This window comes from Pseudonocardia cypriaca, assembly GCF_006717045.1.
Classification (GTDB): Bacteria; Actinomycetota; Actinomycetes; order Mycobacteriales; family Pseudonocardiaceae; genus Pseudonocardia; species Pseudonocardia cypriaca.
Genome location: NZ_VFPH01000003.1, coordinates 466,941 through 473,290 on the forward strand (window position 1 = coordinate 466,941; position 6,350 = coordinate 473,290).

Consider the following 6,350-nt stretch of genomic DNA (forward strand, 5'->3'; position numbering starts at 1 on the left):
AGGTGCGGAACGCCGCGGATGCTGTGATCGAGAGGGCCTCCGGGACGGTTTTGGGGCTATTACGCTCGTGGTGTGACGGCAACCGAGCTCGGACTTCCTGCGGTGCGGGGGGCGGCCCCCCGCGATCCGGCGCGTCCCGCCGACCCGCGGCTCGTCGACTCGTTCGGCAGAGTCGCCACCGACTTGCGGATCTCCCTCACCGACCGCTGCAACCTGCGGTGCTCGTACTGCATGCCGGCCGAGGGGCTCGACTGGATGCCCCGCGACGAGCAGCTCACCGACGACGAGCTGATCCGGCTGATCACGATCGCGGTGCGCGACCTCGGCGTGCACGAGCTGCGGTTCACCGGCGGCGAGCCACTCCTGCGCCGCGGGCTGGAGCAGCTCATCGCAGCGTCGGCCGCGCTGGAGCCGCGGCCGGACATCTCGCTCACCACCAACGGGATCGGCCTCGCCCGCCGGGCGGAAGCGCTCGCCGCGGCCGGCGTCAACCGGCTCAACGTCTCGATGGACACCCTCCGGCCGGACCGGTTCGCCACGATCACGCGCCGCGACCGCCTCTCGGACGTCCTGGAGGGCCTCGCCGCCGCCCGCGCCGCAGGCCTCGGTCCCGTGAAGATCAACAGCGTGCTCCTGCGCAACGTGAACGACGACGAGGCCGTCCCGCTCCTGCGGTTCGCGCTCGAGCACGGCTACGAGCTGCGTTTCATCGAGCAGATGCCGCTCGACGCCCAGCACGGCTGGGAGCGCTCAGAGATGATCACCGCGGGCGAGGTGATGGAGCGGCTGCGGGAGAGCTTCACGCTCACCCCGGACACCGGCGAGCGCGGGGCCGCACCTGCCGAACGCTGGCTCGTGGACGGCGGGCCTGCCGCCGTCGGCGTGATCGCCTCGGTCACGCGCCCGTTCTGCGGCGCCTGCGACCGCACCCGGCTCACCGCGGACGGCCAGGTCCGCTCGTGCCTGTTCGCGCGCACCGAGACCGACCTCCGCGGGATGGTGCGGGGCGGCGCGTCCGACGCCGAGATCGCCGAGACCTGGCGGCACGCGATGTGGGGCAAGCTCGCCGGACACGGGATCGACGACCCCGGGTTCCTGCAGCCCGACCGCCCGATGAGCGCGATCGGGGGCTGACATGACGACCGCCACGACCGTCACCATCACGGTCCGCTACTTCGCGGCGGCCCGCGCGGCCGCGGGCGTGGAGACCGAGCCGATCGACGTGTCCGGCACGGTGGACGACGCGATCCGCGCCATCCGTGAACGCCACGGCGCCGAGCTGGGCCGGGTGCTCGACCGCTGCAGCTTCCTGCTCGACGAGGTCGCCGTCCGCGACCGCTCCGCCGTGGTGCCGGCGGGCGCCACGCTCGACGTCCTGCCGCCCTTCGCCGGAGGCTGAACCCTCAGGACCAGATCGTGACGATGCCGGTGATCAGGACGAGCTTCAGCAGCCAGTCACCGGCGTGGATCGTGGCGAGGGCCACGGGCACCCGCTCGTGGAACACCGACCCGGCCAGCAGGACGGCCGGGAACGCGAACCAGAGCACGAGCGCGAGCCCCACCGCCTGTCCGAGCCCGCCGATCCCGAGGCCCGCGACGAGGAACGCGATCGCGGCCGCCACGATCCCGCCCCGCACCAGCTCGACCACCGCGGTGACGGGTGCGGGTCGGCGTGGCCCGGCGTAGGCGGGTGAGAGCTGCGCGAGCCGCGATCCGAGCGCGGCGTAGTAGGCGCCGCTCACCAGGAGTGTGACGGCGGCGGACACGACGACGGCGAGGATGTTCACGACTGCCTTCTTCCGGTCGGAGGGTGTTCTCGACCGGGACGTCGAACCCGGGCCGGCGCTTTCGACATCCGCGCTCCGGCGCGAGGATGTGCTCGCGATCACCTCGACCTGATGACCGATCCGTCCGTCAGGACTCGACGATGTGGCGGTAGCTGCGCCAGGTGCCGGCCGGGGTCGTCGCCGTCTCCGCTGCCAGCATCGCGTGCGCGATCGCCCGGCTGACGACGTCGGCGGCCGCGGTGTGCAGCGCGACGAGGCCGGGCAGGTCCGGAGCGGGGCGGGTAGCGGTGGACAGCCCGAAGACCGCGTCCCCGTCGGTCGCGGTGTGGGCGGGCGCCACGGCGCGGGCGAGCCCGTCGTGGCCCATCGTCGCCAGCCGCCCGCACCCGGCCTTGTCGAGCGTGACGTCCGTGGCCACGACGGCGAGCGTGGTGGCCGTGCCGAGGGTGGGTGCCAGCCGCGCGTCGCGCATCTCAGCCGCCGCGGCGGCCCCGACCTCGAACCGCGGGAACTCCCCGGGCAGGCCGGCTCGCGCCCCGAGCAGCTCGCCGGTGCTCGGGTCGACGGGCGAGCCCGCCGCGTTCGCAACCACGAGCGCGGCCACGACCGCTCCCCCGTCGAGCACCGCGCTGGCCGTGCCGATCCCACCCTTGAGCCCACCAGCGAGCGCGCCCGCACCGGCCCCGACCACACCCTGCAGCACGGGTCCGGCGCTCGCCGCGTCGTAGGCCGCGGCGCCGGTGGCCGCGTCGGGACGGGCGGTGAAGTCGCCGCCGCGGCCGAGGTCGAACACGACGGCGCCGGGCACGATCGGCACCACACCGCCCGGCACGGGGAACCCGATGCCCGCCGCCTCCAGCCGAGCCATCACCCCGCCCGCGGCGGCCAGCCCGTACGCGCTGCCGCCGGAGAGCACCACCGCGTGCACCCGCTGCACGGTGGCGCCCGGGTGCAGCAGGTCGGTCTCGCGGGTGCCGGGCGCCGCGCCACGCACGTCCGCGCCGGCCACCGCCCCACCATCGGGCGCCAGCACGACCGTCGTACCGGTCAGCGCACCGGGCCCGTCGAGCGAGGCGTGACCGACGCGCAGGCCGGGGACGTCGGTCAGGGCGTTGTGCGGTCCGGGGCGCATCCGGTCATCATCCCTCTGGCCGATTCCCGCCAGCGGACACGCGGAACCTCGGCGAGGGTGGAGTCATGACCGCTGTGCTGGACCGACTGGACGTCCCCGCCCTGCAGGAGCGCCTCGACACCGACGGCGTCGCGAGCACTCAGGCGCTGCTCACCCCGGAGCAGTGCGCGGACGTGATCGCGATGTTCGACGAGGACGAGCGGTTCCGCAGCACCGTGGTGATGGCCCGGCACGCGTTCGGGGAGGGCAGCTACCGCTACTTCGCCGACCCGCTCCCGCCGCTGGTCCAGGAGCTGCGCGAGCAGCTCTACCCGCCGCTGGCCGAGATCGCCAACACCTGGGCGGAACGGCTGGGCGAGCGGACGTTCCCGACCGAGCTGGACGCGCTGCTGGCCGAGTGCGCCGCTGCCGGGCAGCACCGGCCCACGCCGCTCGTGCTGAGGTACGGACCCGGCGGCTACAACTGCCTGCACCAGGACGTCTACGGCGACCTGACGTTCCCGCTGCAGTTCCTCGTGATGCTGAGCCGCCCCGACGAGGACTTCACCGGCGGCGAGAGCGTGTTCGTCGAGCAGCGGCCCCGCCAGCAGTCCCGGCCGATCGTGCTGCGGCCGCGACAGGGCGAGGCCGTGGTGTTCCCCGTGCACCACCGGCCGCGGCACGGATCCCGCGGGTTCCACCGGGTGCAGATGCGGCACGGGGTGAGCGCCGTGCACAGCGGGAGCCGGCACGTGCTGGGGATCATCTTCCACAACGCGCGATGATCGTGGCTGACGAGTTCCTCGAAACCGCCACGGCGACGAGATCGTTCGAGCTAGCTTGAGCGCAACGTAGACCCGATCTACGTGGTCTCGCCCGGCCTGTGCCGAGCCGCTCAACCGCGCCCGAACGAGGTCTTGCCATGCCCTGCGCCTCTCGCGACGAGGAGATCCGCCGAACCCGCACTTTCTGGATCATCGTGATCGCGGCAGCTCTGCTCAGCGCCGGAGGAGCGGGACCTGCCGTCATCGAGTACGCACCGATCCTGGTCAGCGCCGGCCAAGGACAGAAGCCGGAGCCCACGCTGTGGGTTCCATGTCCCAACAACGGCCGCGAGGCGGCCGAGCATCGCGTCGTCAGAACATTTCAGCGCGGCCCAGGAGTAGCTCCCGCGGCAACCATGCCGGGCGGCACCAGCCAGCTGGTCTGCGGGAACGACGCATATGGCTACTACCACATCGTCAACAGACACTACGTGGAATGGAACGAGAAGAGCATCAAGACCTCCGAGAACTGGCGAGAGGTTGCCGACTACGCAATCGCCGAGGCACTCAAGAACCCGCAGACAGTCGCCTTTCGGGCAGTCAACAACACATTTTGCTACTCCCGGGAGATCTATCTGGTCAACAAGGTGACCGGCGCGATCGTCAACGTCACCTACCCCAACGTGGTCCTGCGCGGGCAGGACGGCGTCATCATCACCGCCTTCCCCGCCGGGGCCCAGTGTCGAGGGTGACACGAGCGGTCCCGGAGACGATGTGCAGCGTGAAAGCGTAGACTCGCGGAGTCTGCACGTCGCAGCCCTGTAACGTCGACAAGGACTCACGATGAGCGACTCCTATCTGGACCGCTTCTTGAAAGCAGTCGAGGTGAGCGACCACGCAGTGTTCACCGGGCCCGACGATCGCAGTCGTCGCCACCTCGTGCAGTACCACGACGACCAGTTCGACCCGCCCCTCCTCCTCGATTTCACCGAGAAGGACTTCGACGACGCCGTCCGAGCCACAGGGCGCAACGCTCGCTCGGTCTGGCCGGACGATCCGGAGCCAGAGGCGGGTATCAAACTCATGCTCGTGCACCTGTACGAGAGCATGTCCAAGGAGGAGCACCCGCGGAGGCGGATCTTCATCTCCGAGGGTCAGCTCTGGGCGGAGTAACAGAGCACGGATCGGCTCCGCGAGTGCGGAGGAGGGAACATGTCGCTCGGGCTCGTCCCGCGCGAACGGCGCGTGCTCGCGCCCGGCGCGGTGCACGTGCCGGACTGGCTGGACCTCGACCGGCAGCGCATGCTCGTGCTGGCCTGCCGGGAGTGGGCGAGCGAGGGCCCGGGGATCCGCGCCGCGGTGCTGCCGAACGGTGGGCAGATGTCCGTGCGCAGCGTGTGCCTCGGCTGGCACTGGTACCCCTACCGGTACTCCCGCACGCGGGACGACCAGGACGGGTCGCCGGTGGCCCCGTTCCCGGAATGGCTCGGCGACCTGGGCCGCGAGGCGCTCGCCGAGGCGTACGGCGACGCCGACCGGGCCCGCGCGTACCGCCCGGACATCGCCTTGATCAACCACTACACGGCCGAAGCCCGGATGGGCCTGCACCGCGACAACGACGAACACTCGCCCGACCCGGTGGTGTCGTTCAGCATCGGGGCGCCGTGCGTGTTCCGGCTGGGCAACACGGAGAACCGCGGCCGGCCGTGGACCGACGTCGAGCTGCACTCCGGCGACCTGGTCGTCTTCGGCGACGAGAGCCGACTCGCCTACCACGGCGTGCCGAAGCTGCTCCCCGCCCTCGACATACCCGATACGGGCCTGGTCGACGGCCGCCTCAACATCACACTCCGCGTCTCCGGCCTCGGCTGATCGAAGCAACGCCGTCAGCCGAGTTGGTCATCGGCTGCCGCCACAACTGCCGTTGCCCGGTGGTCGCCGAGTGCTGCCGTACCGGCGGCGCATGTCGCGAGTCAGGTCCTCGGCTCGCCGCGCGTGGACGTCGGGGACCTGCGCCTCGAGCCGGTCGACCCGGGCGCCGATCATCTCCAGCTGCGCGGCGAGCTCCCGCGCCGCGGTGTCCGGCGGCATCGACGGCGCCCGCCCGAAGTAGGCGTCGAGGCACTCCGACAGGTCGACCCGCACGATCTCGGCGACGTCGGCCAGCCGCTCGGGCGCCACGAGCCGGTCGGTCTCCCGGTCGGCCACCTGGTCGAGCCGGTCCAGCACCAGCCGGACCGTCCGCGCGATCCGGCGCACGGCGGGCTCCGCGCCGACCGGCAGCTCGTCGCGCTGCAGTTCGACCCGCGTGAGCTGCGCTTCGACCTCGGTACGCAGGACGTCGACCAGGCTCGGCTCCGCAATCGGCTCCTCGACGGGATCGGGCGGCGCGACCAGCGCACCCACCGCGTAGAGCCCGATCGCGACGACCGGCCAGACGTCACCGACCACCCCGGCGAGGTGCAGCCCGACGCCGGCCAGCGCGCCCGCCATCCCTGCGATGTTCTTCCGCGAGTGGAGGTAGCGACGCACCGCGCCCGGCGGGTCAGCCATGGCGGCGGGCCTCTCGGACGGCCTCCCCGTGCCGCGGCACCCGCACCCCCGGTTCGGTCATCGGTTCGACTCCTCACCCCGCTCGATCCGATTCTGCCGTCCATGCGGCCATTGCTCCGAGCGGCCGGATGACGA

At 72.0% G+C, this 6,350-nt stretch carries 9 protein-coding genes; 6 read left to right on the forward strand and 3 right to left on the reverse strand.

Features of this window, described 5'->3' with window-relative positions:
* Nucleotides 1-72: 72 nt before the first annotated feature.
* Complete coding sequence (gene moaA, locus FB388_RS34260; RefSeq protein WP_142106828.1) at nt 73-1,134, forward strand: GTP 3',8-cyclase MoaA; 1,062 nt, start codon at nt 73-75, stop codon at nt 1,132-1,134.
* Nucleotide 1,135: 1 nt separating this feature from the next.
* Nucleotides 1,136-1,399: a MoaD/ThiS family protein gene (locus tag FB388_RS34265; RefSeq protein WP_142106829.1), complete on the forward strand. Its 264-nt coding sequence runs from the start codon at nt 1,136-1,138 to the stop codon at nt 1,397-1,399.
* A 4-nt stretch (nt 1,400-1,403) separates the two neighbouring features.
* On the opposite strand, the gene FB388_RS34270 is transcribed toward FB388_RS34265, so the two are convergent.
* Both FB388_RS34270 and FB388_RS34275 read right to left on the reverse strand, forming a co-directional pair.
* The gene (locus FB388_RS34270) at nt 1,404-1,787 is read right to left on the reverse strand and encodes a DUF1761 domain-containing protein (protein WP_170225968.1); all 384 of its coding nucleotides are present in this window, start codon (nt 1,785-1,787) and stop codon (nt 1,404-1,406) included.
* A 127-nt stretch (nt 1,788-1,914) separates the two neighbouring features.
* Nucleotides 1,915-2,919 carry a P1 family peptidase gene (locus FB388_RS34275; RefSeq protein ID WP_142106830.1) on the reverse strand — a complete coding sequence of 335 codons (1,005 nt, stop codon included), beginning with the start codon at nt 2,917-2,919 and terminating at the stop codon, nt 1,915-1,917.
* A 65-nt stretch (nt 2,920-2,984) separates the two neighbouring features.
* Here FB388_RS34275 and FB388_RS34280 point away from each other — a divergent pair, with 65 nt between their 5' ends.
* The 4 genes from FB388_RS34280 to FB388_RS34295 all read left to right on the forward strand — a co-directional run bounded on the left by FB388_RS34280 (nt 2,985) and on the right by FB388_RS34295 (nt 5,534).
* Nucleotides 2,985-3,683, forward strand: coding sequence for a 2OG-Fe(II) oxygenase (locus tag FB388_RS34280; protein WP_142106831.1), 699 nt, complete (start codon nt 2,985-2,987; stop codon nt 3,681-3,683).
* A gap of 137 nt (nt 3,684-3,820) precedes the next feature.
* Nucleotides 3,821-4,414, forward strand: coding sequence for a hypothetical protein (locus tag FB388_RS34285; RefSeq protein ID WP_142106832.1), 594 nt, complete (start codon nt 3,821-3,823; stop codon nt 4,412-4,414).
* Nucleotides 4,415-4,547: 133 nt separating this feature from the next.
* Nucleotides 4,548-4,835, forward strand: a complete 288-nt coding sequence (locus tag FB388_RS34290; RefSeq protein ID WP_142106833.1) for a hypothetical protein — start codon at nt 4,548-4,550, stop codon at nt 4,833-4,835.
* Between the two features lie 39 nt (nt 4,836-4,874).
* A complete protein-coding gene (locus FB388_RS34295) occupies nt 4,875-5,534 on the forward strand; it encodes an alpha-ketoglutarate-dependent dioxygenase AlkB family protein (protein WP_142106834.1) in 660 nt (219 codons plus the stop codon).
* 27 nt (nt 5,535-5,561) lie between these two features.
* Here FB388_RS34295 and FB388_RS34300 read toward each other — a convergent pair whose 3' ends face one another.
* Nucleotides 5,562-6,215: an AAA family ATPase gene (locus FB388_RS34300; protein WP_142106835.1), complete on the reverse strand. Its 654-nt coding sequence runs from the start codon at nt 6,213-6,215 to the stop codon at nt 5,562-5,564.
* Nucleotides 6,216-6,350 lie beyond the last annotated feature (135 nt).

Excerpts from the sequence above, each read along its gene's own strand:
- FB388_RS34265 (WP_142106829.1), top strand. The coding sequence starts at position 1,136 with ATGACGACCGCCACGACCGTCACCATCACGGTCCGCTACTTCGCGGCG.
- FB388_RS34285 (WP_142106832.1), top strand. The coding sequence starts at position 3,821 with ATGCCCTGCGCCTCTCGCGACGAGGAGATCCGCCGAACCCGCACTTTC.
- FB388_RS34280 (WP_142106831.1), top strand. The coding sequence starts at position 2,985 with ATGACCGCTGTGCTGGACCGACTGGACGTCCCCGCCCTGCAGGAGCGC.
- FB388_RS34295 (WP_142106834.1), top strand. The coding sequence starts at position 4,875 with ATGTCGCTCGGGCTCGTCCCGCGCGAACGGCGCGTGCTCGCGCCCGGC.
- FB388_RS34275 (WP_142106830.1), bottom strand. The coding sequence starts at position 2,919 with ATGCGCCCCGGACCGCACAACGCCCTGACCGACGTCCCCGGCCTGCGC.
- FB388_RS34300 (WP_142106835.1), bottom strand. The coding sequence starts at position 6,215 with ATGGCTGACCCGCCGGGCGCGGTGCGTCGCTACCTCCACTCGCGGAAG.